20 protein-coding genes and 3 pseudogenes are annotated in these 25864 nt (G+C 60.5%); 17 read left to right on the top strand and 6 right to left on the bottom strand.

Features of this window, described 5'->3' with window-relative positions; genetic code table 11:
- Positions 1–222: 222 nt before the first annotated feature.
- Positions 223–642 carry a thermonuclease family protein gene (locus ACZ1HK_RS15220; protein ID WP_472630847.1) on the bottom strand — a complete coding sequence of 140 codons (420 nt, stop codon included), beginning with the start codon at positions 640–642 and terminating at the stop codon, positions 223–225.
- Positions 643–882: 240 nt separating this feature from the next.
- Here ACZ1HK_RS15220 and ACZ1HK_RS15215 point away from each other — a divergent pair.
- The 13 genes and pseudogenes from ACZ1HK_RS15215 (at position 883) to ACZ1HK_RS15155 (ending at position 16870) form a co-directional block, all read left to right on the top strand.
- A pseudogene (locus tag ACZ1HK_RS15215) lies at positions 883–3743 on the top strand (monovalent cation/H+ antiporter subunit A).
- Between the two features lies 1 nt (position 3744).
- Positions 3745–4104, top strand: a complete 360-nt coding sequence (locus ACZ1HK_RS15210; RefSeq protein ID WP_472629405.1) for a Na+/H+ antiporter subunit C — start codon at positions 3745–3747, stop codon at positions 4102–4104.
- Entirely contained in the window at positions 4101–5714 is a 1614-nt protein-coding gene (locus ACZ1HK_RS15205; protein WP_472629404.1) for a monovalent cation/H+ antiporter subunit D, read from the top strand. Before ACZ1HK_RS15210 ends, ACZ1HK_RS15205 begins: the two co-directional genes overlap by 4 nt.
- Positions 5715–5716: 2 nt before the next feature.
- On the top strand, positions 5717–6208 hold the full coding sequence (locus ACZ1HK_RS15200; protein ID WP_472629403.1) for a Na+/H+ antiporter subunit E: 492 nt from the start codon (positions 5717–5719) through the stop codon (positions 6206–6208).
- On the top strand, positions 6205–6474 hold the full coding sequence (locus tag ACZ1HK_RS15195) for a K+/H+ antiporter subunit F (RefSeq protein WP_472629402.1): 270 nt from the start codon (positions 6205–6207) through the stop codon (positions 6472–6474). The genes ACZ1HK_RS15200 and ACZ1HK_RS15195 overlap by 4 nt, the downstream gene beginning before the upstream one ends.
- 10 nt (positions 6475–6484) lie before the next feature.
- Complete coding sequence (locus ACZ1HK_RS15190; RefSeq protein WP_472629401.1) at positions 6485–6859, top strand: Na+/H+ antiporter subunit G; 375 nt, start codon at positions 6485–6487, stop codon at positions 6857–6859.
- 955 nt (positions 6860–7814) lie between these two features.
- Complete coding sequence (locus ACZ1HK_RS15185; protein WP_472629400.1) at positions 7815–9914, top strand: hydantoinase/oxoprolinase family protein; 2100 nt, start codon at positions 7815–7817, stop codon at positions 9912–9914.
- Positions 9911–11559 (top strand): annotated as a pseudogene (locus tag ACZ1HK_RS15180) (hydantoinase B/oxoprolinase family protein). The gene ACZ1HK_RS15185 and the pseudogene ACZ1HK_RS15180 overlap by 4 nt, the downstream one beginning before the upstream one ends.
- Positions 11556–12764 carry a pyridoxal phosphate-dependent aminotransferase gene (locus ACZ1HK_RS15175; RefSeq protein WP_472629399.1) on the top strand — a complete coding sequence of 403 codons (1209 nt, stop codon included), beginning with the start codon at positions 11556–11558 and terminating at the stop codon, positions 12762–12764. Before ACZ1HK_RS15180 ends, ACZ1HK_RS15175 begins: the two are co-directional and overlap by 4 nt.
- A complete protein-coding gene (locus ACZ1HK_RS15170; protein WP_472629398.1) occupies positions 12736–13377 on the top strand; it encodes a maleate cis-trans isomerase family protein in 642 nt (213 codons plus the stop codon). The genes ACZ1HK_RS15175 and ACZ1HK_RS15170 overlap by 29 nt, the downstream gene beginning before the upstream one ends.
- Positions 13374–14720: an MmgE/PrpD family protein gene (locus ACZ1HK_RS15165; protein ID WP_472629397.1), complete on the top strand. Its 1347-nt coding sequence runs from the start codon at positions 13374–13376 to the stop codon at positions 14718–14720. The genes ACZ1HK_RS15170 and ACZ1HK_RS15165 overlap by 4 nt, the downstream gene beginning before the upstream one ends.
- On the top strand, positions 14713–15681 hold the full coding sequence (locus tag ACZ1HK_RS15160; protein WP_472629396.1) for a D-2-hydroxyacid dehydrogenase: 969 nt from the start codon (positions 14713–14715) through the stop codon (positions 15679–15681). The genes ACZ1HK_RS15165 and ACZ1HK_RS15160 overlap by 8 nt, the downstream gene beginning before the upstream one ends.
- 175 nt (positions 15682–15856) lie before the next feature.
- The gene (locus tag ACZ1HK_RS15155) at positions 15857–16870 is read left to right on the top strand and encodes a D-cysteine desulfhydrase family protein (RefSeq protein WP_472629395.1); all 1014 of its coding nucleotides are present in this window, start codon (positions 15857–15859) and stop codon (positions 16868–16870) included.
- Here the strand turns inward: ACZ1HK_RS15155 and ACZ1HK_RS15150 are convergent.
- Together ACZ1HK_RS15150 and ACZ1HK_RS15145 are read right to left on the bottom strand one after the other, a co-directional pair.
- Entirely contained in the window at positions 16853–17248 is a 396-nt protein-coding gene (locus tag ACZ1HK_RS15150; protein WP_472629394.1) for a type 2 periplasmic-binding domain-containing protein, read from the bottom strand. The genes ACZ1HK_RS15155 and ACZ1HK_RS15150 overlap by 18 nt on opposite strands.
- Complete coding sequence (locus tag ACZ1HK_RS15145) at positions 17199–17813, bottom strand: LysR family transcriptional regulator (RefSeq protein WP_472629393.1); 615 nt, start codon at positions 17811–17813, stop codon at positions 17199–17201. Before ACZ1HK_RS15145 ends, ACZ1HK_RS15150 begins: the two co-directional genes overlap by 50 nt.
- A gap of 127 nt (positions 17814–17940) precedes the next feature.
- Here ACZ1HK_RS15145 and ACZ1HK_RS15140 point away from each other — a divergent pair, with 127 nt between their 5' ends.
- The 3 genes and pseudogenes from ACZ1HK_RS15140 to ACZ1HK_RS15130 all read left to right on the top strand — a co-directional run bounded on the left by ACZ1HK_RS15140 (position 17941) and on the right by ACZ1HK_RS15130 (position 22481).
- Positions 17941–18948, top strand: a complete 1008-nt coding sequence (locus ACZ1HK_RS15140) for a TAXI family TRAP transporter solute-binding subunit (RefSeq protein WP_472630846.1) — start codon at positions 17941–17943, stop codon at positions 18946–18948.
- 83 nt (positions 18949–19031) lie between these two features.
- Positions 19032–21240 (top strand): annotated as a pseudogene (locus tag ACZ1HK_RS15135) (TRAP transporter permease).
- Complete coding sequence (locus ACZ1HK_RS15130; protein ID WP_472629392.1) at positions 21180–22481, top strand: NAD(P)/FAD-dependent oxidoreductase; 1302 nt, start codon at positions 21180–21182, stop codon at positions 22479–22481. Before ACZ1HK_RS15135 ends, ACZ1HK_RS15130 begins: the two are co-directional and overlap by 61 nt.
- Before the next feature lie 95 nt (positions 22482–22576).
- Here ACZ1HK_RS15130 and ACZ1HK_RS15125 read toward each other — a convergent pair whose 3' ends face one another.
- The 3 genes from ACZ1HK_RS15125 to ACZ1HK_RS15115 are packed head-to-tail and all read right to left on the bottom strand — an operon-like array spanning position 22577 to position 24652.
- Positions 22577–23038 (bottom strand): sensor histidine kinase, encoded by a 462-nt coding sequence (locus tag ACZ1HK_RS15125; RefSeq protein WP_472629391.1) that lies wholly within the window; start codon positions 23036–23038, stop codon positions 22577–22579.
- Positions 22944–23945 carry a sensor histidine kinase N-terminal domain-containing protein gene (locus ACZ1HK_RS15120; RefSeq protein ID WP_472629390.1) on the bottom strand — a complete coding sequence of 334 codons (1002 nt, stop codon included), beginning with the start codon at positions 23943–23945 and terminating at the stop codon, positions 22944–22946. The genes ACZ1HK_RS15125 and ACZ1HK_RS15120 overlap by 95 nt, the downstream gene beginning before the upstream one ends.
- On the bottom strand, positions 23945–24652 hold the full coding sequence (locus tag ACZ1HK_RS15115) for a response regulator transcription factor (protein WP_472629389.1): 708 nt from the start codon (positions 24650–24652) through the stop codon (positions 23945–23947). Before ACZ1HK_RS15115 ends, ACZ1HK_RS15120 begins: the two co-directional genes overlap by 1 nt.
- A 152-nt stretch (positions 24653–24804) precedes the next feature.
- Between ACZ1HK_RS15115 and ACZ1HK_RS15110 the strand changes: the two genes are divergently transcribed.
- Positions 24805–25857 carry a tricarboxylate transporter gene (locus ACZ1HK_RS15110; protein ID WP_472629388.1) on the top strand — a complete coding sequence of 351 codons (1053 nt, stop codon included), beginning with the start codon at positions 24805–24807 and terminating at the stop codon, positions 25855–25857.
- Positions 25858–25864 lie beyond the last annotated feature (7 nt).

Here is a 25864-nt window from a genome sequence, read left to right as displayed (position 1 = left end):
GCGTTTGTCCGAGTTACAGAGCCCAAAAGGACTACAGGATCAAGCGAAGGCGTTGTAAATGAGAACTCTGTGTAAAAAACAACGACAAACAGCTGGAATGGCGCTGTATCGCAAATTTCATAGGTCTTGAAATGCGGGCTGCACATTAATGTCCGCTAAACGGGCTGCGAGCGCAGCATACCGATCGCATTGCGAAGGTCCGGTTTGGGCCGTTTTCAGCGTTCAACAGCATTCGGCAGGAGTGAAACGCGACCTAACTTCCGGTTGCTCAAGATTTCTGTAACGCCCTCCCGATATTGCTTGGCAATCCAATGCATGGCCGACAGAAACTAAGATCGCAGCTATGTCCGAGTAGTTTCCATCGACTTCAATGTAGCAAGTTCCAAGCAGTGGCTCCCCCATTGACGCATTCTCGACGTCGCATCGCACGGTTTCGCCCTGGAGTAGGTCATGCAAGAAGATAGCTGCTTGCCGGCCCAAACGAGTGTAGGGCTCTGGAGCATCGACACCGTACAGGCGAATTTCTGTCCTTGAGATCACAGTGGTGTCGGCGTCACGCACATATGCTGCACCCGTGATCTGCTCCGCTAGAGCGCTATCTGAAACCGCCGCAAACAGGGCCGTACCTACAATCAGCCGCATTTTCATGCTGCTACTTGCCATCGCGAAAACACTCAACTCCGACTACCACATTTTCAGTTTGCCGAAATCTTGCCAACCTGCAGGTTCGCGATCCTTAGAAGTCACTGTATTGGCCACAAGATACACCTAAAAGCAGAAACCGTTCAGAAGGCAGGAGAGCTCGCAAGAACCGTTTGGTTGTAGTGCGTCGTCGCCCCCGCTACAAATCCCGATAACCACCAAAAACGACAAGGCCATACCATGAGCCTCGCGGGGACGATCCTTCTAATAATCGCGGTACTGCCCTTTGTCGGCGCGCTGTTGCCGGGCCTGATGATACGGGCCGGGCGAAATGCCTGTGCGATTGCGACGGCTGTGCCGACCGCGCTTGCGCTGACGATGCTTGTCGTACTGGCACCGGCTGTCCTGAGGGGCGAGGTGATACAGGCCGAACTCGAATGGTTGCCGCAGTTGGGCTTGTCGGCCTCGTTCTTCCTCGACGGGTTGGGGCTTTTGTTTGCGGGGATGATCCTCGGCGTGGGCTTACTGATCATTCTTTATGCCCGATTTTATCTGTCGGGCGACGATCCGATGGGGCAGTTCTACACCTATTTGTTGCTGTTCCAAGGGGCGATGCTTGGGCATTGTCCTGTCGGATAACATCCTGCTTTTGCTCATTTTCTGGGAATTGACATCGCTGTCGTCCTTCCTGCTCATTGGCTACTGGAAGCACTTGCCAGAGGGTCGCCAAGGCGCGCGCATGGCGCTGGCGGTCACTGGGGCGGGTGGCCTTGCGATGATCGGGGGGATGCTGATCCTCGGCAATATCGTGGGCAGCTACAACCTGACCGACATCTTGCAGGCGGGCGACCAGATCCGCGCGTCCGAGTTGTACTTGCCTGCCTTGATCCTGATCCTTCTGGGCGCGTTCACCAAGTCGGCACAGTTCCCGTTCCACTTCTGGCTGCCGCACGCCATGGCGGCTCCCACGCCAGTTTCGGCCTATCTGCATTCGGCGACGATGGTGAAGGCGGGCGTGTTCCTGATGGCGCGCATGTGGCCCGCGCTCGCGGGGACCGACGAATGGTTCTACATCGTCACGACGATCGGCCTTATTACGATGGTGTTGGGCGCACTCATCGCGCTGTTCAAGGATGACCTGAAGGCGCTTTTAGCCTTCTCGACGGTGAGCCACCTTGGCCTTCTGACGATGCTTCTGGGGTTCGGCACGCAGGCCGCCGCCGTCGCCGCCGTGTTCCACATCATCAACCATCTGACCTTCAAGGCCGCGCTCTTCATGACGGCGGGCATCGTGGATCATGAGACGCATACACGCGACATCAAACGGTTGGGGGGCTTGCGGCATTTGATGCCGATCACCTTCCTGATCGGCACCGTCGCGGCGTTGTCGATGGCAGGTATTCCATTGTTCAACGGGTTCCTGTCGAAGGAAATGATGCTGGAAGAGGCATCGCATACCGATTGGTGGGGCAGCCCCTACGCCGTCCCAGTCATGGCCACGATCGGCGCGCTTCTGTCGGTGGCTTATTCGCTGCGCTTCATCTTCCATGTGTTCTTTGGACCTGTGCGGGATGACTACCCCAGCAAGCCCCACGATCCGCCCTTTGGCATGTGGGCCGCTCCTGCGCTTCTGGTCACGTCTGGTTGTGATCATCGGGGTCGCGCCGTTCCTGGCGGAAGGAATCGTGACGGCGGCTGCGAATGCCGTGACCGGCGCCGATCTGCACCCGCATTTGAAGATCTGGCACGGGGTCACGCCGGCGCTTTGGATGTCGATCATTGCCGTGCTCGGCGGTGCGATCCTTTTGACCATGCACACGCCGTTGGATCGGGTCTGGAATGCTTTGCCGCGGCCAGAGGCGAAGGCGATCTTCGACCGCTTGGTTGAAGCCATCGTCGCGGCGGCGCGCCGTATCTCGGATGACACCCATAATGGCGCGATCAGCCGCTACCTCGCCATTTTCACCGTCGCGTCTGTGGGCCTCGGCTGGATCGCCTATTCCTCCAGCGGTCTGTCCGCTCCGACCCGAGGGTTGCTGCCGGTGCCGCCGGTCATGGCGGTGGGGTGGGTGATGTTGATCGTGGCCACGATCTCGGTCGTGACCATGCACCACCACCGGTTCCGGGCGCTTGTGCTGATCGGGATCATCGGGCTTTCGATTTCCGCGGGCTTTGCCTACCTCTCAGCGCCAGATCTGGCGCTGACCCAGATCTCGGTTGAGACGGTCACGATCATGCTGCTGCTGCTCGCGCTGCATTTCATGCCGAAGACGACCCCGAAGGAGAGCCCCACGGGCCTTAAGATGCGCGATGGCGTCATTGCGCTTGGGGCGGGCGGAGGCGTGGCCGCGCTCGCCTATGCCTTCCTGGTGCGCGATATCGAGACGATCTCGGACTACCACCTCGCCAACAGTTATGAGGGTGGCGGCGGCACCAATGTGGTCAACGTCATTCTGGTGGATTTTCGGGGCTATGACACGTTTGGCGAGATCATCGTGTTGGGGATCGCGGGTCTTGTGATCTACGCAATGATGCATGCGCTGCTGGATGGACCGGCGGCGCGGCGGTTGAAGAACACCGATTATTCGCAGGACCGGTCGCGGGACCGCCACCCCCTGATGATGGTCGTTGTCACCCGCGTTCTCATGCCTATCGCCATCGTCGTTGGTCTCTACATCTTCCTGCGCGGCCATAATGAACCCGGCGGCGGCTTCGTCGCGGGCCTGGTGATCGCGATTGCGTTGCTGATGCAATACATGGCGTCTGGTTTCGCTTGGACGCAGGAACGGCAGCGGATCGAGTACCACACGATGATCGGCCTCGGCGTCGTGATCGCGGCCGCAACCGGCGTCGGCGCGTGGCTTCTGGGGCGTCCTTTCCTGACAAGTGCCTACACCTACGTGCACCTCCCCCCGATTGAAGAGTTTGAGCTGGCCACGGCGATGCTGTTCGATCTGGGCGTGTTCCTGACCGTGCTCGGCGCGGTCATGTTGATGCTCTATAGCCTCAGCCGGATTGCTCGCTTCGCCGGTGAGACGGTGAACGTCGATCCGATGGATTACGACCCCGCGGAGAACACCCAAGACGAGGCGGAGCGCTGAGATGGAGTTGATCGTTTCAAGCAGTATCGGCGTTTTGACGGCAGGTGGGATCTACTTGTTGCTGCGGCTCAGGACGTTCCCGGTGATCCTTGGGTTGGCGCTTTTGTCCTATGCGGTAAACGTGTTCCTTTTCGCGAGCGGACGGCTCGCCATTGACCAATCGCCCATCCTGTCGCGCTATGGCGAGGCGAGCTACACCGACCCGCTGCCACAAGCGCTGGTGCTGACGGCCATCGTGATTTCCTTCGGGATGACGGCGGTTCTGGTGATGATCGGGCTTGGCGCCTATCTGGAGTCGGACAGCGACCAGATCGACATCGAGCCGGACGATGACGACCCCCAGGATGAGGGGGCCGCGTGATGCATTGGATCATTCTTCCCGTCGTCCTGCCCGCCATGCTGGCGCCGATGATCGCCTTCGCGATGCGGCACGACATCACCCTGGCGCGTACGGCCTCGGTCGCGGGCACGGCTATTTTGTTGGCGATTGCTCTGGGTCTTGCGACCATGGCGGCGGATGGCACGACCCATGTCTACAGGCTTGGGGACTGGCCTGCGCCGTTCGGCATTGTCCTCGTGCTCGACCGGCTGTCGGCCCTGATGGTGCTATTAACCTCGGCGCTCGCGATGGTGGTCCTGATCCACGCAATCACGACCGGTTGGGACGCACGGGGGCGGCATTTCCATGCCTTGTTCCAGTTCCAGCTCATGGGCATTTGCGGCGCCTTCCTGACCGGCGACATCTTCAACCTGTTTGTGTTCTTTGAGGTCCTGTTGATCGCCTCCTACGGCCTGATGATCCATTCCGGCGGGAAGGCGCGGATGCGGGCGGGCCTGCAATATGTGGTCATGAACCTGGCCGGATCGACCCTGTTCCTGTTTGCCTTGGGCACGCTTTACGCCTCAACCGGGACGCTCAACATCGCCGATCTGGCCGTGCGCATCGCCGAGATCCCGGCGGAGGAGGCCGCCCTCGTCCGCGTGGCAGTCATCTTGCTGTTGATCGTCTTTGCGGTGAAAGCAGCACTCTTCCCGGTGCAATTCTGGCTGCCCGCCACTTATGCAAACGCCCCTGCACCGGTTGCGGCGCTCTTTGCCATCATGACCAAAGTGGGCGCCTACGCGATCCTGCGGATCCACACGACTGCCTTCGGGCCGGGCATCTCCGCGACAGAAGATCTGGCCGCGACGTGGCTGTTCCCAGCGGCCATTGTGACGATTGCCGTTGGGGCGATTGGCGTCTTGGGCGCGCGCCGTCTGATGCCCTTGATCGCGTTTTCCGTTGTGGGCTCCATGGGAACTCTGCTGGTGGCCGTTGCGGTCTTCTCGCAAGTCGCAACGCTGGCGGCGCTTTACTACATGGTCCATTCGACCTTCGCGGCGGCTTGTCTGTTCCTCGTGGCTGATCTGGTCGTCACTCGCCGCGCGACAGATGCCCTGCGGCCAGAGCCGCCCACGGTTCAAAACGGCCTTTTCGCGGCGCTGTTCTTTGCCGCAGCAATTGCCATGGCAGGCATGCCCCCGCTCAGCGGCTTCCTTGGAAAATTGCTTGTCCTCGACGCCCTACGGGAGCCGGGAGTGATCGGATGGGCCTGGTCCGCGATCCTGGTCGGGTCGTTACTGACCATTGTGGGCTTCGCGCGGGCGGGCAGTATCCTGTTCTGGAAATCCACGGCAATGGCCGGTCCGGCGGACGCTGAGGCGGACCCAAAGGCAGACAAAGCTGACGCCCAGGCGCCCGCAACGGCGGGACAGGTTGCCCCGGCCATGGTTGCCTTGGCCGGGCTGGCGGCACTCGCGGCTTTCGCGGGGCCCGTCACTGCCTACCTGGAAGGGACGTCTGAGCAATTGTTTGACCGTGCGGGTTACGTCGACGCTGTCCTGACCCCACCTGAACCTGAGGTTGAGGCGGACACGACCGATTACGGCAGTGAAGAAAATCATGGTGAACATGCCGAGGAGGAGCACTGACCATGGTGAGACGCCTTGTCCCTCATCCCTTGCTCAGCCTGATGCTGATCCTCGTCTGGCTTGGCCTCGTGAACACCTTCACCCTGGGCAACCTGATCCTGGGCGCCAGCTTCGGCCTTATTATCCCGATGCTGACGGCGGCCTATTGGCCGGACCGCCCGACCCTTGCCCGGCCTCTGAAGGCGGTGGAATACGTTTTGGTCGTGCTTTGGGATATCATCGTGGCCAACGTCCAGGTCGCCGCAATCATCTTGTTCAAGCGCGAGACCACGATCAATTCGCAATGGATCCCGATCCCGCTTGAACTCACTTCGGCTGAGGCGATCACCGTCCTAGCGGGCACCATCACGATGACCCCCGGGACAGTCTCGGCGACGCTGGCGGCCGATGGCCGCGCCATCCTTGTGCACTGCCTGCATACCGATGATCCCAATGCGATCCGTGACGAGATCAAGACCCGGTACGAGCGCCGTCTTTTGGAGATTTTCCCATGATCGAATACGCGCTTTTCTTCGCGGCAGGCTGCTATGGCATCGCCCTGATCCTGGACCTTTGGCGCATGGCCGTGGGGCCAGACGACGCCGACCGTATCCTGGCGCTGGACACCATGGTGATCAACGTGATCGCCCTGTTGGTGCTTTACGGCGTGTGGCGGGGCACGGCGATCTACTTCGAGGCTGCAATGCTGATCGCCATGGTCGGGTTCGTTTCAACCGTCGCCTATTGCCGCTTTCTGCTGCGCGGCGACATTATCGAGTGAGGATGAACGCATGAGCTTTGCCGCAGAACTCCTCATCTCAATCGCCCTCGTTGTCAGCGGGCTTTTTGGCTTAGTCGGTTCATATGGGTTGGTGAAACTCAAAGACACGCTGCAACGCCTGCACGCCCCGACCAAGGCCACGACCCTGGGCGTTGGCGGGGTCCTTATTGCGTCCATGATCTTCTTCTACATGGAGACCGGACACATCTCTGTTCATGAGTTGCTGATCTCTTTGTTTCTCTTTCTAACTGCACCGATTACGGCAAACTTCATCGCTAAAGCCTATTTGGCAAGAAACACGCGGCAGGAAGACCTGCCTTCGAGCGATGGAGATTTCGGGTGGTCAGTCTACGATGATCCACCCAACTCGGATTCTGATCAGTAGCGATCGTCGCGAACTGTGTGTTCCATATTGCTGTCCCGTAACGACCATAATAGCTGCACCCTTCTCGAACAGCGGCATGGTGGAGCCTGATGGGCGACCCATGGAAGAGCATCACCGTCGGCTTTGCGCCGTTGAGACAGTCTGTGAGGCGATATGCTAGCATTATTCCAGGTCTCTGCCTGATCAGTCGGCCGACTATCAGGGCTAGGGCGGCCGTCGCAAATGTATCTGGGGGTATATTTGGCGGTGCCCCTCACAACTCAATTGTTTTAGCGCAATATTTTTCATATTCTTAAGCCCTCAATCACAGTCCCTTCAGCGCACCACTTTTCCCAAAATCTCATGAATGGATTCCATTTTTACAGTCTTATGAATGACTGAGAAACAACTAGCGCAACGTTGCGGGCAACGACGCCCGCGCCAGTGACCTTGGCGTGCCGCCACAGCCCCGCATAAACCTCCCTCCGCAACGCTCACAGGAAGCGGTTTCAACCAGGCGCTCACTCAAACGGGCGAGCATGCCAATGCATGACTTGGTCCGCTTAGAGAAAATTCGTCGCCCGCCTAATTTCTGCGGTCTCCGCGAAAGTTTGGCGTTGCGGGCCGAAGCGTGCCTGCCTGCGCAAGCGTAACGAAACTGCGTTTCTTCCAGCGAATTTCGAGCTTTGATGCCTATCACAACGATGGAATCGCTTTGCTGGCTGACCAAGCGCACGTGTCTCCCGGATTGATGCGCTTTTTGTTGACAACCGTTTTTGGTCTCAGGCAGCGTCCTGGGTAGCGAAATGCAGGAAGGCCGTTGCATGCTGGCTCAAAGCAAAAGGGTGGATCTGGGGCGCCGGGCAACCGGATGTGATCTGGTCGTTTGACGTGACCGCGGTTGTTTTCCGCTTCGGATCCTGAGGGTCCGGGCCCACGTTCACTTTCCCATTTTTCCGCTTTTGGTCGGCTTTCCATGCGCAACAGTAACGGGCTTCGCCTTGCCGTCGATATCGGCGGAACATTCACCGATACGGTCCTTGTAAGCGGCAATGGTCGGATACTCGCCACAACCAAAACGCCAACCACGCCCGACAACCCGACCCTTGGAGCGCTGGAAGGGGTCAGGCGTGTGCTGGGTTCGGCAAAGGCGAACTGGGCGCAGATTGCCGGGTTCATCCACGGCACCACACTGGCCACCAATGCGTTGATCGAGCGTCGCGGCGCTATCGTGGCGACCGTCACGACCGAAGGGTTTCGCGATATCCTCGAGATCGCCTATGAGCGCCGGTACAGCCAATATGACATTAATCTGGTCAAACCCGACTTGATCGTGCCGAGATCGCGATCCTTCACGATCGGCGGGCGTCTTGATGCGCAGGGGCGAGAACTGAAGGCGCTGGATGTGGCGGCTGCTTCCAGACTGATCCAGCACCTCACTGAAAGCAGCGCCGGTGCGGTGGCGATCTGCCTGATGCATGCCTATGCCAACCCGGTGCATGAGCTGAGATTACGTGACCTCTTGCAAGCTGCGCTACCCGATCTGGTGATCTCTCTTTCGCATGAAGTCAGCCCCGAGGCGCGTGAGTTCGACCGTCTCTCGACCACCATTGCCAATGCGTACATCCAGCCGCAGATGGCGCACTATCTGGCGGATTTCCAAGCGCGTTTCACGCAGGAGGGGCTGGAATGTCCGATCCTCATGATGACCGCTGGTGGCGGGATGACCACGCTGGATACGGCCGCGCGTCTGCCGATCCGGCTGGTGGAATCTGGTCCAGCCGGCGGTGCCATTCTGGCCGCACGCATTGCCGCCGAGATCGGCGCGCGCGACGTTCTGAGTTTCGACATGGGCGGGACCACCGCCAAGCTTTGCCTGATCGACCAGTTCCGCCCGCAGAGCGCGCGGAAATTTGAAATCGCGCGCGCGGCAAGGTTCATCAAGGGATCGGGCATGCCGGTGCGTATCCCTGTGATTGAAATGATCGAGATCGGCGCCGGCGGCGGTTCCATCGCGCATGTGGACCGGCTGGGCCGTTTGCAGGTCGGGCCGGAAAGCGCGGGCTCGGAACCCGGACCTGCGGCTTTCGCCAAGGGCGGATCGGAGCCCACAGTGACCGATGCCGATGTGATGCAGGGGCTAATTGAACCGGGGCGCTTCGCCGAAGGTCGGCTTGCGATCGATATGGATGCTGCTGCAACAGCGCTTGAGCGCGGCGTAGGGCAGGCACTGGGGCTTGGGGCCGCGGAGGCCGCGCACGGGATCAGCGAAATCGTGGATGAGAATATGGCGAGTGCAGGCCGGATGCACGCGGTCGAGTCAGGCAAAGATCTGAGCACGCGCCTGATGATCGCCTTTGGCGGGAATGGCCCCCTGCATGCCACCCGGGTCGCCCGGCGCTCACAGGTTGATCGCATTCTGATACCGCGTGACCCCGGCGTTGGCTCGGCTGTCGGGTTCTTGTTTGCGCCCGTCTCTTTCGAGATCGTCCGTTCGCGATATGCCACACTTGAAACGCTCGATCTCGATGGCCTCAACTCGTTTTTTGAGGACATCGAGCACGAGGCCCGATCCGTAGTCCGCGCGGGCGCACCGGACGGCGCGCTGGAACAGCGACGCAAGGCGTTCATGCGCTATCACGGGCAAGGGCATGAGATCGAAATCCCGTTGCCTGATCGGAGGCTGGCGGAAGAAGACATCGCAGGTCTCCGCCAAGCATTCGAGCAGGAATATAGCCGCCAGTTCAGTCGGGCCGTGCCAGGGATGACCATCGAAATAATGAACTGGGCGGTTGTGATATCCTCTGAGCCGCGCGCATTGGAGCGTTATCCCGAAGCCCCTGTGGCCCGGCAAGCGATGCCAGTTGGTCACCGGTCCATCTTGTGTGATGTCACCGGTGACTGGCGCGATGCGGCCATCCACGATCGTGCGGGACTATGTCCCGGCGACAAGCTTTCGGGGCCCGCCCTGATCATCGAGGCGCAAACCACCACCTTCGTGAGTGCGGATTTTGAAGCCCGCGTGGATGGAGGTGACAATATCTGGCTCACCCGCAACCCGGAGACGATGCAATGAACGTGGCAGATACAAGATTGCAGGTCATGTGGAACCGTCTCTTGGCCGTGGTCGAGGAACAGGGGCAGGCGCTGATCCGCGCTGCCTTCTCCCCCATTGTGCGGGAATGTGGGGACATCTCGGCAGGCATTTTCGACCTTGAGGGCCGGATGCTGGCACAGGCCGTGACCGGAACGCCCGGCCACATCAACACAATGGCCGAAGCGGTGAAGACTCTCCGCGGGCGTTTCGGGCTTCAGGACATGAAGCCCGGAGATATCTATCTGACGAACGATCCATGGATCGCCTCCGGACACTTGAACGATTTTCTCTTGATGATGCCGGTGTTCTTCAAGGGTCGTGTGGTCGGCTTTACCTCCTGCACATCGCATCTGGTCGATCTGGGCGGTCTCGGCATGGGGCCGGAGGGGGCTGACATCTATGACGAGGGTTTGCGCATCCCACCGTGCAAGCTGATGGACGGGGGCGCGCTGAACACGCTTCTGATGGAGATCGTCAAAGCCAATTCGCGCGAACCCATCGCCAATGAGGGCGACATCTACGCCCTCATTGCGTGTTGTGAGACCGGGGCAGCGCGGCTCGCCAACATGATGGAGGAGTTCGGTATCGACCATTTGGGCGATCTGGCCGACTACATCATCGGCACGTCTTATCGCGGCACCATCGAAGCAATTGCCGAGCTGCCTAAGGGCACTTGGCACAATGTGCTGAAAGTCGATGGCTATGAGCAAGAGGTCGAGCTGCATGCGGCTCTGACCATCGCCGACGGCCAGGTGCACATCGATTTCGACGGAACGTCGGGCCTGTCATGCAAAGGCATCAACGTGCCGCTCAACTACGCAACGGCCTATTCCGTCTTTGCGCTTCGTTGCATCATCGGACCGGATATTCCCAACAATGCAGGCTCGCTCGCGCCTTTTCGTGTCACCGGACCAAAGGACTGTATCCTGAACGCCCAGCCTCCTGCACCGGTTGCCATGCGGCATACGCTGGGCCAAATGACCCCCGATCTGATCTACGGTTGTCTATCTCAGGCGCTGCCGGATCTGGTTCCCGCCGAAGGCGCTTCCTGCATGTACGACCTGCCGCTGCGCCACGTGCCCGGGGCGGCCTCCCGTGCCCATGAACAGTTTGCACTGGAACTCGTGTTCAGTGGTGGCACCGGCGCCCGTCCCGGTCTCGATGGGCTGTCGGCCACCGCCTTTCCCTCGGGCGTTTGGGGAAGCCAGGTGGAAACCACAGAGGCGGTTGCGCCCGTCCTGATCACCCGGCGCGAGCTGAAGCCCGACAGTGGCGGACCCGGCCGCACCCGAGGGGGCTGGGTCAACATATCGAGGTGACGTCGGCGCGGGATGAGGATTTCCTGCTGTTCCTGTCAGTTGAACGGGTGAGCAACCCCGCGCGCGGGCGACATGGCGGCGGTGACGGAACTGCGGGACGTATACGGATCGGCGAGACCGGCCCAGACCTGCCCGGCAAGGGGGAGGTTCGGGTGAAAGCTGGTGAAACCCTAATTTTTGAAACGCCGGGCGGGGGCGGCTTTGGCCCCGCGGCGGAACGCCGCCCCGAGGACATCCGGCGTGACCTGAAAGAGGGTTTGATAAGCCGTGACGCCGCCCGCACTATTTACGGACTCGACCCATGATCCCGTCTGTTTCCCATATCTCGGCCATGTCGCCTTACGCGTTGGCCCGGCTGGATGCGCCGCTGGGCAAGCGGCTCATCTCGCTGTCGCAAAACGAAAGCCTGCGTCCACCCAGCCCACTTGCAATCGAGGCCGCCGCGAAGACGCTGGCAACGGCGCATCTTTATCCAGATCCGGAATGGGGTGACTTACGCACAGCCCTGTCAGATCTGCACGGCATCCCGATGGAAGGGATCCTGTGTGGCAATGGGTCAATGGAACTGATTGCCTGCCTGAGCCACGCATTTGCCGATGAGCGGAACGCGGTGTTGGCCCCGGCGCATGCCTACCCGTTCTTTCGCGCTACCGCCGGGTTGGCACGCGCGCGTTTTGACAGTGCCCCGGAACAGGACGGATATGTTTCGGTCGATGAGTTGCTTGAAGCGGTTAGGCCCGACACCCGCATCCTGTTCGTCGCCAATCCCGGCAACCCGACCGGCACCCGCATCCCTCGCGCCGAGCTTCTGCGCCTGCGCGATGGCCTGCGCGGGGACATCCTGCTGGTGATCGACGAGGCCTATGGAGAGTTCGCCGATCATCTGGAGGAGCCCCTGTTCGATCTGGTGGAACGTGGCGACACCGTAGTCCTGCGCACATTCTCCAAGGCCTATGGGTTGGCCGGAATGCGCGTGGGCTGGGGGCTGTTTCCGGCTGAAATTGCCGGCGAAATCCGCAAGGTGATGAATCCCAACAATATCTCCGTCGCCGGACAGGTCGCCGCCGCTGCAGCGCTTGGCGACCAAGCCTATATGCGCGAAACCTGTGCAGTGACCGCCGGGTTGCGCGATGGCCTCATCGCCCGATTGCGAGAGGCCGGATTCGACCTTCCCGATAGCCACACAAACTTCGTGCTGATCCAGTTCGAGACTGCAGAGGAGGCGCAAAACGCCGATGAAGCCTTGCGCCGCGAAGGCGTCTTTTTGCGACCACAGGCCGCCGCCGAGCTTGGCGATTGCCTGCGCGCGACCATCGGTGTCGCGCAAGACCTCGACTTCGCGGCTGGGCTGCTGGAACGTTGGATGGGGAGAGAAGACCATGACCCATTCGCGCGGACGTGCCCGGTTTGGCATTTTGGTGCCGTTTACGAACACCAATCTCGAACCCGACATGACGCTTTTGCGACCGAATGGTGTGTCCATGCATTTTGCTCGCATGGGCGGGTATGATCAGGATGAGATACCCGACGCCGACCAAATGCACGGGCTCGGCGCGGCGGATCTGGACGAGCCGCTGCACCTGTTGCAGGGCGTGCGCCCGGACGTGATCCTGTATGGCTGCACCTCAGCCACGCTGACGCATGGCCCTGCCTTCGACCGCGCGCTTGCCGAACGGATCAAGGCCGAAAGCGGCGCCAAGGCAGTAACGGCGGCCGGGGCCTTGGTGCATGCGCTGCGCACTGTTGGAGCGAGCCGCATCGGCTTCGCCTCACCCTACGTGTCCGCGATCAACGACATGGCCATCGCGTTTCTGAAAGAGGCCGGCATTGAAACCGTTGCCCGGTCCGAGGTCGGCGAAGCGCTGGACAATTACGGGCAGGGCGAGCTTGATCCTACGGCGGTATTTGAGCTGGGCCTCGCTGCCGATCACCCTGACGCGGAGGTTGTCGCGCTGTCTTGTACCGACATGCGCAGTGTCGAGATCATTTCCCGACTGGAAGAGGCCATTGGCAAGCCAGTCATCAGCTCGAACCAGGCCATGGTATTCCAGGCCATGCAATTGGCTGAGATTGGGGACGCACTGCCGGGATACGGGCAACTTCTGGAAAGGGCGCGGCTATGAACTGTGACCGGGTCGCCGAATTCGCATTGTCGGGTCGGGATTTTCCGCAGAGCGCGCTCGATATGGCTGCGACGTTGCTGATCGACACCGTCGGGGTGGCAATTGGTGCGACGGATCTGGAGGCGGGGCGGCTTGCGCGCGATCATGCCTTTGCCTTCCACAATGCCGGCGCACCGGAACACTCGGCACATATGATGTTCGATGGGCGCCGCGCCTCGATCCCCGGGGCTGCTTTTGCCGCAGCCACACAAATCGACAATCTCGACGCCCATGACGGCTACAACCCGACCAAGGGCCATATCGGGTGTGCCGTGGTGCCCGCCCTATTCGCGTTTGCAGAACGCCGCCCTGATCTGCCCGCACGCAAGGCATTGGAAGCGTTGGTGATGTCCTATGAGATTGCTGCGCGGGCGGCCATGGCCCTACATGCAACGGTCAACGACTACCATACGTCAGGGGCTTGGAACGCGTTGGGGGTGGCAGCGATGGGATGTCGTTTGTCGGGCGCAAACGGAGACCAGCTGCGGCAGGCCTTGGGCATTGCCGAATATCACGGTCCGCGCAGCCAGATGATGCGCGAAATCGCCAATCCGACCATGCTGCACGACGGTTCGGGCATGGGGGCGCTGGTGGGATCGATGGCCACACTTCTGGCGATGGACGGGTTCACCGGAGCCCCAGCGATCACCGTGGAAGACGCGGCGGCCACGCCTTTCTGGTCCGACCTGGGTCAGGTCTGGACGATCGAGCGCAATTATATCAAGCCCTATCCGATCTGCCGCTGGGCCCATGCGGCGCTGGACGCCCTTTCGGGATTGATGCGCGAACATGGGTTCTCTGCTGGTGACGTCGCAGCGATCGAGGTGAACACGTTTGCGGAATCCGCAGCCCTCTTTCCTGGGATGCCCGCCACAACATCGCAGGCCCAGTATTCTCTTCCGTTCGCGCTGGCGGTTATGGTCGTGCACGGACAAATCGGCCCAAATGAGATTACCGGTGCAACCTTGAGCGACCCGAAGGTGGCCGCATTACTGGAGCGTATTACGGTTCGAAAAAAGGCCCGGTACAGCCAGCGTTTTCCTGAAGGTCGGTGGTCCGATGTCACGGTAACCCTCAAAGACGGCACCACGCTTGCTTCCGGCGAAGTAAATGCCCGCGGCGGGCCCGAGGCTCCGATGGAGCTGAGCGAAGTTGAGGCGAAATTCCACGTGATGGCCGGCGTGCAGTCCGCACCGCGCCGCGCAGCCCTTTGGGCTATGCGCGCACGGCTGACAGAGCCTGACGCAAAATTCGAGGAACTGGCACATCTCGTGCGGATGCCCATCAAGGATCCCGATGCCTGATACCCCGCGCATCATTCTGCACAACAGTGATACTGCCCCGCTTGCCCGGCTGTTGCAGGCCACCTACCCACAAGCAGAATTCTCGGAATGCAACAACTACGAGGCATTGCCCGGCCTGGTCGAACGCTTTCGGCCCGAAATCGTGTATTCGGTTCGCTTCTCCGGGACACCGGGATTTCCGCGCAAAGCCCTATTCGATACCGGCGGCCCGCGCTGGATCGCCAATGGCGGCGTGGGCACCGATCATTTCGGCCATTGGGACCCCGCGAAAACCACTGTCACCAATGCGGCCGGTGTCGCGTCGGGAATGATGGCGGAATTCATCTTTGGCGGATTTCTGCATTTCACCCTCGATATTCCAGGCTTGCAGAATGACAAGGCCGCGCGGCTTTGGAATGCGCGCATGGTCACTCCGCTTGCCGGTAAGACGCTTCTGATCGTCGGGCTTGGAAACACCGGACAAGCGGTCGCGAAACGCGCCAACGCATTTGGCATGACGGTACTTGGGACCCGTGCCCGGCCCCAGAAGATGGACCATGTCGACGAGGTTCACGCAGCCGAAGACCTGCCGGGCCTACTGCCGTGTGCGGATTTCATTGCCGTCTCGACTCCGCTGGTACCCGCAACGCGCGGGCTGATAGGCGCCGCTGAAATCGCAAGGATGAAGCCTGGTGTGATCCTCGCGGATGTCTCGCGCGGCGGCGTGGTGGATCAGACGGCCCTGTTTGACGCGCTGAAGACAGGGCATGTGGCGGGGGCTGCACTCGATGTTTTCGAGACCGAACCCCTGCCCCAGGACAGCCCGCTCTGGTTGCTCGGCAACGTTATCATTTCGCCACATTGCTCGTCGGTCTTTCCGGGATGGGAAGAAGCATCGTTCCGGCTATTCCTGGACAATCTCGGCCGTTGGATGCGGGGCGAGACACTCGTCAATATCGTGGATCCGCTTCGCGGATATTGAAGGAGCACGCTGCAAGTCACCCGGAGGGCGGCGCGCATTTCCTTTTGCTTTTGGTCCTGCAAACGACGCCAAGGCGCACTTGAGGGGTACTTTTGAATTCGAACTACGGGGCCTTCGAATCGTGATAGGCAAAAGTCGATGCAGCTCAATTCCGACACTTAAGAAATTGGTCCGGATGGAAACAGGTTTGGAAGCGCCTCAGGCAGGGTTTGTTACGACACCCACGCCCCTTGAACGGTTAAACCGTCTTTCCGAGACACTGGGTATTGATCTTTGGGTCAAACGGGACGACCTGGCAGGACCTACGTTCGGTGGGAACAAGACGCGGCAGTTGGATTTCTACCTTGGCGCCGCAATCGCTGAGGGCAGCGACACAATCCTGATCACAGGTGCCGTCCAATCCAACTTCGTGCGCACGGCTGCGGCTTTGGCAGCCCGCCTCGGGATGCGAACGATTGTTCAACTGGAAGATCGTGTCCCCGATCGTGGCACGCACTATCAAACATCTGGAAATGTCCTGCTGAACCAACTTCTTGGTGCTGAGGTCATTCACTATGCCGAAGGGGAAGATGAGGCCGGGGCGGATGCCGCCCTGCATGAGCGAGCAGATCAGGAACGCGCAAGAGGCCGCCGCCCCTACGTCATTCCGTTGGGGCTCGGCCATCCACCGATTGGTGCATTGGGCTATGTGAAAGCCGCCGTGGAAATCATGGATCAGATGTCGGATTTCGACGTGGTCGTTGTTGCGTCAGGCAGCGGGCTGACACATGCCGGATTGCTGACAGGGCTCCACTCAAACGGGTTCAACGGACGCGTCATTGGAAGTTGCGTTCGGCGAAACGCAAACCTGCAGCAGGCGCGGATCAGAAGGGTTCTGGATGACCTTGCGCCGCTGAGCTCCCAACTCGAACACGTCCCGTCTGACCTCATCTCAATCTGGGACGGCGCGCTGAACCCGGGATACGGGCAAATTGGCCCTGCGGCGCTTGACGCTATGAAAATGGCGGCACGCGCGGAGGGGCTGATACTTGACCCGGTCTATACCGCGAAGGTTTTTGCCGCCGTTCCGGCATTGGTGGAGACCGGCGATATCGCGGAAGGCAGCAAGGTGCTCTTTGTCCACACCGGGGGGCTTGCATCGCTGTTTGCCTATCAAACCGAGTTGGCCGAGTTACTCCTCGGTAGCTGAATGAACGCCAAGTTGCGGCGAGGCACCGATATCCTCCAACATGTTCAGAAGTGTGCTCATCCACTTTTCCCGGACTTGTATGGCAAGCTGAGACGGCGGGCGAAGGGCAGGCGTCAGCAGAGCGTAGGTATAGCGGACGGGAGCCTCAAACGGCACAAACGCGATTTGGCCCTTGGCGATGTTCATCTCGCGCTCGGCTACAACGGTTAGGGGATCAATGATCGCAGAGCAGTGCCCGGCGCTGATGAACGGGATCAGGGGCAAGAAGAACTGTGCCGCGATTTTTGATACGAAATTGGCCCCCTCATTCTGAAAGGCCTGTACCACCTTACGCGAGAATGGGTGGTCTGCATTCAGCGTTCCGATGGATTCTTCCATCCAAATCTGCAATCGTCACGCTGTCGCTGCGCGCAAGCGGATGTTCGCGGTGCAGCGCACAATAGCAATTCGCGCTGATCACGTGCGACGTGTACTGCGGGTTGCGTCCAGCAGGTTCATCAAAATCCGCAAACCCGAAATCGATGCTTTGCGTCCTCGCCAGCTCCCTGATCTGCGGCGAACTGCGAGATGAAATCGTGGTTTGGAAGTCTGTGCCAGTGCCGACATTTTCGCTGATGAATCGCGGGAAAATGTAGGCTGATGGGCCGGGCATTGCAGCGACATTCAAGCTCCCGGTTTCGGCTGACTTCAACTCCTTCATCGTACTTGAGACGGTCGCCAGGCGATCAAGGATCTCGGTTGCCTCCGTCATCAGGTACTGCGCCTCCGGGACGGGAAACAAACGCCTGCCGCGCCGCTCAAACAGAGATAACCCCAGCGTCTTTTCGAGGTTCTTGATGGCCAGACTAATGGCGGGCTGCGTGCGCCCGAGTTTCTTTGCGGTCTGAGAGATGGAACCGCTGTCCATGACCTCTCGAAAGACGGTGAGTTGGGTGATGTTCATACCAAACCATAAGCTCAGCTTTCGTTTTGTGAAGTATTATAAATTTGTATTTATGCAGTTCGCTCTTAGCCTGAAGGGGCAAAATTCGGCTGAACCGAATCTCAAATCCTTCAACCGGGAGACGATGATGAATATGACAAAGACCTTTGCAGGCCTTGCAATGATGGCTGCTGTAGCCGTCAGCGCGCCTGCTGCAGCCCAGGAATTCTTCCGCATTGGCACGGGTGGGGCAGGTGGCACCTACTTCCCCATCGGCGGCGCGATTGCGACTGGTATCTCCAACCCGCCGGGCTCGCGTCCCTGCGACGAAGGTGGTCAGTGCGGCGTCGAAGGGCTGATCGCGATCGCCCAATCTACCACCGCATCCGTGTTCAACAACGCGGCGGTGCAAAACGGTGAGCTTGAGGCTGGCCTTGCGGCCGCTGACGTGACGCGCTCGATGTATCTTGGGGAAGGCAATTTCGAAGGCAGGGAGCACCCGAACCTGCGCATTGTCGCCAACCTTTACCCCGAAGACCTGCATCTCGTGCTGCCAGCGGGCGTGACGATCAACGATCTGAGCGACCTTGAGGGCCTGCGTGTGGGCATCGCCCAAGCCGGATCCGGCACACAGGTGGCCGTGCTTCAGATGCTGGAATTGTGGGGCATCACCCGCGACAACATCGAAGAGGCTGAGCTCAACAACAGCCAATCCGCTGCGCGTCTCGCCGACGGTCAGCTTGACGCCTACTTCTACGCTGCCGGCTGGCCGGTCGCGGCGATGGTTCAGCTTGCTTCGACCTCAGGCATGAACCTGCATTCCTTCACCGAGGAAGACATGGCCCGCATCAACGAAGCGATCCCGGCCTACATCCCATCGATGATCCCCGGCGGCACCTACGAGGGCATCGACAACGACACGCTGACGCCTGCCGTCTCGGCGCTCCTGGTGACGTCATCCGAGGTTGAGGAAGAGTTGATGTACAACATCACCGCCGCTCTCTGGAACGATGCGACCCGTCGTATCCTCGACAATGGTCACCCGAAGGGCCGCCTGATCACGCCCGACACGGCGCTGGCGGGCATCGAGGCCCTCGGCGTGCCGCTGCATCCAGGTGCGCAGCGCTTCTATGAGGAAGCCGGTCTTCTGGAGTGATCCAGAGTTAATCCAATCAACGGTCGGGGCGTCCAAAGCGGGCGCCCCAATCACAAGGGACACCGGAACCGGCAGGGCACCCCATGGCAGACAACACCGACACCCGCGAGTTGACCGAAGAGGAACTCGCCGAGATCGAGCGCAAATACGACGAAGGCGCCGCGATCCGGCCCGTCGGCCCGCGCCTCGCTCTGGCGCTGCGCGGTGTGGCTTTGGCGTTCGCTGTCTACCATTACCTAACGGCCGGTTTCGCCCTTCCCGCTGACCACTGGCACATGGGCTGGCACCTGGCGGGCCTGTTCATCCTGACCTACGCATTCTTTCCCATCTTCAAAACCAAGCGCGCGTTCGAAATGCGCACCGGTGGCCTGCGCATCGGCAATGTGCCGATCTTCGACTTTGTTCTGATGGCCCTGGGCGTTGCTTCGGCGATGTATCTTGGCCTGGCTTGGCGCGGCATCCCGATGCTCGGCATTGATGAGCAGACCTTTCGGATGGGCAATCCGAACAACTACGACATTTTCTTTGGCCTCGTGCTGATCGTGCTGGTCCTCGACATCGCGCGCCGCACACTTGGCTGGATCCTGCCCGCAATTATCTGCGTGTTCATCGCCTATGCCCTGTTTGGCCCATGGTTTCCGGGCGTGCTGCAGCATCCGGGCGTGCGTTTCCGCACCTTCGTGTCGTCCATGTACTTCCCGCAGGAAGGCATCTTCGGCGTGACCCTTTGGGTGGTCTCAACCATCGTGTTCCACTTCGTCCTGTTCGGTGTGATCGCGCAGCGCACCGGTCTGGGGCAGCTTTTCATCGACAATGCCACCATTCTGGCGGGCCGCTATACGGGCGGGCCTGCCAAGGTGTCGGTCGTCTCCTCGGCCTTCTTCGGCACCATTTCGGGCTCTTCCGTCGCCAACACGGTGTCCACCGGCGCGTTGACCATCCCGAACATGAAACGCTTGGGCTATCCCGGCCACTTTCGCCGGCGGGGTGGAGGCCGCGTCATCCGCAGGCGGCCAGATCACGCCGCCCATCATGGGGGCCGCCGCCTTCATCATGGCCGAATTTCTTGAGGTCCCCTACACCACCATCGTGATTGCCGCGATCTTCCCGGCGATCCTGCACTATGTCGGCGTCTTCACCGTCGTCCACCTGATGGCCAAGAAGCTGGACCTCAAGGGCCTGACCAAGGACGCCCTGCCGCAATTCGCCCAAGTCTGGCGCGACGGTTGGGCCAATATCGTGCCCCTGATCTCGCTGCTGGTCGTGCTCTTCTCCGGCTACACGCCGTACATGTCCGCCTTTTGCGGCATCTCCGTTGCCATCATCGCAGGGATGAGCCGGGTCAAAACGCCAGGCTCGCTGATCTACGCCGCGGCGTTCATTGCCTTTGTCATATGGAAATACACGGACGGTGGCTTTGACCTGCCGATGAGCCTTATCCTGATTGCCTGCGCCGTCCTTGGCACGTTGAACCCGCAGGAGCGGATCAAACTGCCCGAGATGGCCCAGACCTTCGAGACCGGCGTGAAATACGCGCTGGCTGTGGGCGCCGCCTCAGCCGCCGTGGGCATCGTCGTGGGCGTCATCAACACCACGGGCATCGGCTTCCGCATCGGGTTCATGGTGACGCAAGGGGCGTCGAACCTCGGCAATGATCTGCATGTCTTGTTCGCCGCAACCGGGCTGCAATTCATCACCGTCGAGGATCTGACTTTGTTCATCAGCCTCGTCTTCATTGCGGTGGCTTGCATCCTGATGGGCGCGGGTGTTCCGACCACAGCACTCTACATCATGCTAGTGTCTGTCGCGCAGCCGGCGCTGGCGCAACTGGGCATCCCGCCCATCGCAAGCCACATGTTCGTGCTTTACTATGGCGTCGTGGCTGAGATCACGCCGCCGGTGTGCACATCCGCCTATGCGGCGGCCGCGATCGCGAACTCCAACCCGTTCCGAACCGGGATATCCGCCTTCACGCTTGGCCTTGGCAAGGTGGTCGCGCCCATGGCCTTTGTCTACGCGCCGGTGCTGCTCTTCGTATCCTCCACCGGCTTCGACCTATGGGAGTTCACTTACACCGCCGCCAGTTGCATCGCTGGCGTAATGGCCCTGTCGACGGCGGTCGTCGGATACTTCTATGCCCCGGTCAATGCGGCCTTCCGCATATTGCTGGCATTTGCGGGCCTCGTCTTCATTGCGCCGTCGCTGCAAGCGGATCTCTTCGCGCTGATCTTGTGTGCGCCCGTCATAATCAGCCAGGTGATCAAGCGCCGATCCGCCGCGACTGCGGCCTGAAATGCAGCGACGGTGCCACTGTCATCGGCGCCGGTATTGTCGGCATCTGCTGTGCGTTGTCGCTGCAGGAGCGCGGAGTAAAGGTTCGGATCATCGACCGCAGCGCGCCGGGATCAGAGACATCCTTTGGCAATGCCGGCGTCATCTCGCCCTGGTCGATCGTACCGCAAGCCATGCCCGGTATCTGGCGGTCCATTCCGTCCATGCTGTTCGATCGGGAAGGGCCATTGTCTGTACGCCCTTCATTCTGGCCCAAAATGGTACCGTGGGGCCTGCATTTCCTGAGTAAATCCAATGAAGCCTCTGCCCGGTCAACCGCAGACGCGATGGACATTCTATGCCATCCATCGGTCGCGCTTTATCGGCGCCATCTAGAGGGCACCGGCCACGAGGACCTCGTCGTCGACAGCTGCTATGTGCATGCGTTCCGGGATGCGAAGGATGCACGCCTGAATGATCTCGGCTACCGGATCCGTAAGGAAAAGGGTGCAGAGATGGAGCTGTTGGGTGCCGATGATCTGGCGCGCGAAGAACCCGCTTTGTCCCGTGATTTCCAGGCGGCGATCCTGATCAAAGGGCAAGCCCGCGCCCGCTCACCCGGCAAAATTGCCGAGGTCTTGGCGGAAAAGGCTCGTGCTCAGAACGCAGAATTCGTTCAAGCTGAAATCACATCGCTGTCCAAAGACGACGATGGTGGCTGGATCCTCTCAACCTCAAACCAAGAGATGCGGGCCCGCAACATCGTGCTCGCTGCTGGTGTGTGGAGCGCTGGTTTACTCAAATCCCTCGGCCTGAAAAGCGCGCTGATTGCGGAACGGGGATACCATGTTGAATTCCCTGCGGCATCGCTTGAGTTGAATAACTCCGTCATGGATGTCGGCGCGAAAATCGTCGCCAGTTCGATGCTGAAGGGCGTCCGGATCGCCGGGCAATCCGAATTTGCGTCGATTGATGCGCTGGCTGATCCAAAGAAAGAAACCCTGCTCACGAAACAGGCCTGCGCAATGCTTCCGGACTTGGACGTCAGTGGCGGCACATTCTGGATGGGCCGCAGGCCATCCTTCCCGGACAGCCTTCCAGCACTTGGCCCGATCCCTGAGCAGGACGGGTTATTCGCGGCCTTCGGCCATTCGCATTACGGGCTGATGATGGCCCCGAAAACCGGCGATTTGATTGCGGATCTGGTGGCGGGTGTGACACCGAATGTCGACCTCTCACCCTTTGCGCCGCTCAGATATTGAGCCGCTATTGCAGGCATTCGATGGCCTCTAACTCTGGAGCGGCGTGGCGCTTTTCCTACGGTGCATGACTTGATCGGGCCCTTTAAAGCGACGTGTCACTTGGCCATCGCCGGCGGGAGCGTCATGCAAACAGAAAGCCCAACGGGAAGCGATTTCAGGGACAGCGTCCCGCAAGCCCCTTCCACAATGGCTTGGACAATCGGCAGCCCCAGACCCGTTCCCGGCGCTTGGGACACTTGCGCGAACCGAGAAAGGGCGGCGTGAAAGTCCTTTTCGTCCAATCCGCGCCCGTCGTCGGAAACGGTGATGGAGATGCCCCCCTGACCCACTTCCAGGGCAATATCGATGCGGGTGAGAGTGGGGCCAGCATGCGTTAAGGCGTTCGTGACCAGGTTGGTCACCGCTTGCTCGAAGAGTGTTCTGTCAATTTGGCACTGGGCACTGCCCGCGGCAATATCCGTTTCAAGAACGACGCCTGCGGCCGCACATGTGCCCTTCAAGTCGGATGCAATGCCACGCAGGACGGACGACAAGTCTAACCGGCTCGGCCGTTGCATCGGGTCGCATCGATTTTGCGCGTTCCAATGCAAGCAAATCCTCCGTCAGTTTTGCCGCCCCTCGGGACGCTTCGAGCAAATCCCTGCTTCGCTCCTGACTTTCCTCGATGGTCTTGGCCGCACCGACAGCTTCAGACAAGGCGAGCACACCGGCAATCGGATTGCGCAGCTGGTGGGCGGCGTTGGAGATAAAGTCGTCCTTTGTCCGCATCGTCGCCGACAGCTCTTGCAAGAGCGTATTCAACCGACCGACGATGCCGCGCACCTCGACAGGGATCTGACGCTGGATAGGGCTCAGGTCCTCAGACGATCGCTGCGCAATCGCGTCCTCCAAATCCAACAACGGGGCCAGACCAAGACGCACGCCGAACCAAACGATGAATGCGACGGCCAAAACCAATGTCAGCATGACCACATAGGTCCGCTGCGACAGGCTTCGCACAAAGCCGTCTCGCAGGGTAAGGTCTTGCCAAACGGTGAAGGTGAATTCGCCCGATAGCCCATCAATCGTCATCAAATCGGAGAAGCGGACAGCCCGCACGGACTGGCCTTGATACGTCGCATCAAAATAGGCAAACGCACCGCCTGCGACCTCGTCCATGGGCGGAACGGGCGGCGTGGCATAGCCGGTCACAAAGACCCCATCCGGGGCATAGACGTGATAGAAAACCGGACCGCCGGACGTATCGCTGAGCAAGTCGCGGGTTTCGCGACTCAGGGCATCGCCGCCGGTAAAGGCCGTATCCCGCGAAATGCCGAGGGCCGTGACCAGAAGCGAGCGGTCAAACCGGTCCGCTGCACGTTGTTGCGCGTCCCGCGACGCCCAGATCGCCAGCGCCAGAACGGTCAGCAAAAGGGGCACCAGGATGATCGCGGTCAACCGCGCGCGCAGGGAAAAGCGACGCATTACGACGCGGCCACAGACAAAGCATATCCCAAGCTGCGCTGCACCGTGATCTCCACGCCAAAGGGCTTGAGCCGCTTGCGCAAGCGCGAGACGTAGACCTCGACCACGGATTCATCGACATCGCTACCGGTGCCATAAAGGTGATCCAACAGCCCCTGTTTTGAGACAGTGCGCCCATTGGCAAGCAGGAGTGTCTCGAACAACGACACCTCCCGCCGCGGGACGGTCAAAGGCCCGTCGGGCCCCAGAATCATGCGGGCATTGGTATCAAACCGCAGCGGTCCAATTGATTGCTCTGCGCGATTTGCGGTGGTGTTTCGGCGCCCCAACGCCCGGACGCGGGCGCTCAATTCAGCCATCTCAAAGGGTTTCACAAGGTAATCGTCGGCGCCTGCATCCAGCCCCGCAATCCGGTCTGGGGTGTCGGACTGCGCCGTCAGCATCAAAACCGGTCGATGATCGCCGCGGGCGCGCAGGCTGCTGAGCACCTCCAACCCACTGAGCCCGGGCAGTTTTATGTCAAGGATGATCAGATCGGCGGTGTCGTCGCGCAAGAACTCAAGCGCCTGCCCGCCGTCGTGGAGCAGGTCGACCGCATGACCTTCGTCACGCAGACGGTAGGCCACGCCTTTCGCAACCGCGATGTTGTCCTCGACCATGACGATCCGCACGAAAAGTCCCCAAATCTTCGCAAGTGCAAGGTTCATGCAAGATTGGCACTCAATCATAGGCAGCATCAAGACGGCGAATTTCGCCTTTTTGGGAGGAAAGCCGCATCCAACGTGACGCGGCACTTGGGAGGAAGACATGATCAAGACACTCGCAAAGCGCTCAACCGCGCTACTCTTTGGCGTATCGGTTGCCGCACTCGGCAGCTGCAGCCTACGCAGATGGTCACGCGCTGGACCTGTCCGGCGAGACCGTTGAATGGATTATTCCGTTCTCGGAAACCGGCGGCTCGGCCCGCTGGGCCAACTTCTATGCACCGCTGCTCAGCGAAGCGCTGCCCGGCAACCCCACCGTTGTGGTGACCTTCATGCCCGGCGCCGGCTCCACCCGTGGGGCAAACCATTTCCAGGAGCTGGATTATGAAGATGGCACGACGATCTTTGGCTCGTCCGGCTCGACACAGTTCCCCTACCTGCTGAACGACCCGCGCGTGCGTTATGAGTACAACGACTGGAACGTCGTTCTGGCCTCCGGCACCGGCGGCGTCGCGTACCTGCCCGCCGACCTGGGCGCAGCTTTGGCTGACGGCGGCATTGAAGCTATCGCGGGCGAGAACTTCATCTACGGGTCCCAAGGCGCGACGCGTCTGGACCTCGTGCCGCTTCTGGCTTGGGAAATGCTGGGTCTGAACGTCGAGCCTGTGTTTGGCATCGAAGGCCGTGGCGATGGCCGCCTGATGTTCGAGCGGGGCGAAGCCAATATCGATTATCAGACCTCGTCGTCGTACCTCTCGGGCGTGACGCCCCTGGTTGAAGCAGGCACCGCCGTGCCGTGGTTCTCCTTTGGCGCGCTGGATACGGATGGCAACATCGTGCGCGACCCCACCTTCCCCGACATGCCCACCTTCGCTGAAGTCTGCGAAGCGGCAGCGTCGTGCGAAACCTCCGGCCCCGCATGGGACGCCTGGGTCGCCTTCTTCACCGCCGGTTTCCCGGCTCAGAAGATGGTGTTCTTGCCAGCAGGCGCACCGCAAGCGGCCATCGACACCTACACGCAGGCCTTCCAGGCCATCACCGAGCGCGACGACTTCGCCGAAATCTCGGCCGCGCGTCTGGGTGTCTATCCGCAGATGACCGGTGACGCTGCTGTCACCGCCATGGCGTCTGCCACGGAAGTGCCCGAAGAGGCACAGACCTTCGTGATTGAGTGGCTTGCGGACCGCTACGGCGTCGTCCTCGAGTAATCGATCC

The sequence above is a fragment of the Gymnodinialimonas sp. JB5-7 genome (assembly GCF_055693405.1).
The sequence above is the reverse complement of the archived record's forward strand: the minus strand, read 5'-3'. Positions and strand labels throughout refer to the sequence as shown.